3 protein-coding genes are annotated in these 2595 nt (G+C 37.7%); 2 read left to right on the top strand and 1 reads right to left on the bottom strand.

Features of this window, described 5'->3' with window-relative positions; genetic code table 11:
• Window positions 1-145 precede the first annotated feature (145 nt).
• Entirely contained in the window at window positions 146-934 is a 789-nt protein-coding gene (locus AB1414_18975; GenBank protein MEW6609496.1) for a phosphatase PAP2 family protein, read from the top strand.
• A 392-nt stretch (window positions 935-1326) separates the two neighbouring features.
• The gene (locus tag AB1414_18970; GenBank protein ID MEW6609495.1) at window positions 1327-1521 is read left to right on the top strand and encodes a hypothetical protein; all 195 of its coding nucleotides are present in this window, start codon (window positions 1327-1329) and stop codon (window positions 1519-1521) included.
• A gap of 260 nt (window positions 1522-1781) precedes the next feature.
• Here the strand turns inward: AB1414_18970 and AB1414_18965 are convergent.
• A partial coding sequence (locus AB1414_18965) for a PorV/PorQ family protein (GenBank protein MEW6609494.1) occupies window positions 1782-2595 on the bottom strand: 814 nt, incomplete at its 5' end.

Below are 2595 nucleotides of genomic sequence, written 5' to 3'. Positions count from 1 at the left end.
GATATTTAGTAATAAAATCGCCCGTCCATAGTGTATCTACGAAAATTAAAAAAGCCTAATTAACATATCTTCTTAATTATCAATATGTTAATGGAGCCTTTTTGTGTATTTTCTGGGGGAAGTTCCGATAAAAGAGGAGGGAAGTATGAGACCATGGCTTCAACAATGTCTCGTGGTTGTCTTGTTAATACTGGGCTGGAACAATATTATTTTGGCTGAGGAGGCAGATAAGTTGGCCACTGTTAAGAAACTTGTGGTAAGAGTGGGCTATGATGCAACCTATATCATTAACTCTCCATTAAGGATGGATAGTGGAAGCGTCAAAAAGCTCCTTCTGTTTTCAGGCATTAGCTATGGGTTAATGGCTGTAGATGATAGGTTAAATCGTGAATTAACAAAGATAGAGTATGAGAAGATAGGTAAGTATATAGAGCCGTTAGGTGTAACTCACCGCGAATTTTATCTAACTATGGGAACACTCTATTTATCAGGTCTGGCCTCTAAGAATAGCAAACTGAAGAAAACCTCTATGTTGTTATCAGAGGCAGTTCTATTCAACGGTTCTTTAACCCGTTTTTTTAAGGATATCTTTGGCCGTCCCCGTCCCTTCCAGCAAGTGGGAGAGAGAAACTGGGATGATTTTTACCCTTTTAGCGGGTACGATGCCTTTCCTTCAGGCCATACCTCAACCGCCTTTACCCTGACCACAGTAATCTCTCACCAATATCCATCCCGGTGGGTGAAGGTAACAGGCTATACCATTGCCTCCCTGGTCGGACTTCAGCGGCTTAATAGCGATGTGCATGGGATAGCCGATGTCTTTGCCGGGGCAGTGCTTGGAATATGGGTGGGGAATACCGTCTGTTCCCTTGATAAGGCCTGGGAAAAAGGTGATATCCAGATTTCCTCTCAGGGACTTAGGATTAGATTTTAAGGAAAAGGAGTTGGGGGCAGATTCCTTATCGTGTTGTTTAACTTTACCTCTTGAGAGGGATTAGGGGTGTGTTGACTTTAATGTTGAATTGATTAAGGATGGAATTACCAGAATTGTAAATAGATTATAATCTGATTATAATCTTTGTGCACTCTGCGCCTTTGCGAGAAACTTAATCTTTGTGTCTTTCTCCCACCAATAACTGACCGATTACCTCAGCCGAACGGTATTTATAGCAGTTATTATTCAAAACTTTACTTAGAAATACAAATAATGTTCCATAGGGACAACATATCGGTAGAAATAAATATCACACAAATAATGTTCCGTAGGGACAATATATCGGTAAATGGCTTTCCATAAATTTTCTACCATCTACGGAACTGATTGATTTGTCTATCTATTCCTACCGATATTATGTTCCTAACGGAACGATTATTCTCATGCCTTATTTATGGGTATTATCCTATGTAAACTTCCAGTTAATAACTGCTATAATTACCAATTACCAATCACCACTTACCAGAATCAAATTCCGTGCGTTATTTGTTCAACACGAGACTATCATAAAGATTGAAATAGTGTAAGAAAAAGAGATATGGGGATTATGAAGATAAGGAGAGTTGATTATTCCTGCAAGGTTATACAGAAGAATGCTTTTTATCCCTCAATATTACCTTGTAGAATAACCAAATAAGCTTCTATGGCAAACAGTATAAAGGGAGATTGGGGGATTGCAATTCCCCAGCAGGGGCTTGGGGACAACGTCTCCAAAATATTATCCCTTTATTTCTAATTGCACAGGTGGAATTTATGTGCAAGGCGTCAACACCGGGCGGGAAAATGCTTAAAAGTAGAATGAGACGGAAATACGGTGGGTATTCTCTAAATTGCCGTAGGGGACATAGGCATAGTCAAGCTGGAGAATATTGAATTTAAATCCTGCCCCAAAACTAAATCCATTATCTAAGTCATTCTTTGAAGTATACCCACATCTTAATGCTAAATTTGAGGTGAGGATATATTCTGTACCTAAGTTTATTCGACAGTCATTATCTGCTGGTTGAGTTAAATCAGCGGCTAAAATCAGTCTGTCATCAAGCATTTTGTAAGAAATACCTGCGCGGTAAATAACTGGTAAATCTTCTCGTTTGTGGATAAATTTAAGTTTTGTGCCAATATTTTGGATGACAAATGCAAAGCTAAGGTTTTTTAGTAATGGTTCATGGTATAAAAGACCAATATCAAATGCTAATGCACAAGCTTTTTCACTCTCAATCTTTTGTTTAATAAGTTTTAATGAGGCACCTATTGATAAATTGGTATCGGTCATTAAACCATAAGCTAATTGAGCGGCTAAATCCTTTGCACCAAAATTTCCTATTAAATTGCCATCTTTATCTCTTCCTTTTAAATCATCCACATCTAAACAACTTACACTTATTCCATAAACCCCTAATCCAACAGGTTTAGCATAGGTCAAAAATTCATAATGTAGGTCTTTTAGCCATTTATTATGCATAAAGCTCATTTGGGCTCTTTTGACTTTTGAGTGGGTAAATGATATAATAGGTAAAATCCCAATCAAAATCCAAAGGAGCAAATATGATAACAAAACATATATTTGAGCAGGCCTTAAATATTCAAGAGCCATGGTACCT

The organism is bacterium (genome assembly GCA_040755795.1).
In the GTDB taxonomy this organism is placed as follows: Bacteria; UBA9089; CG2-30-40-21; order CG2-30-40-21; family SBAY01; genus JBFLXS01.
This window is presented reverse-complemented; position numbering and strand designations above follow the sequence as displayed.

Bases quoted from the DNA above. Each gene is read 5' to 3' on its own strand.
- AB1414_18975 (MEW6609496.1), top strand. From the start codon at position 146: ATGAGACCATGGCTTCAACAATGTCTCGTGGTTGTCTTGTTAATACTG.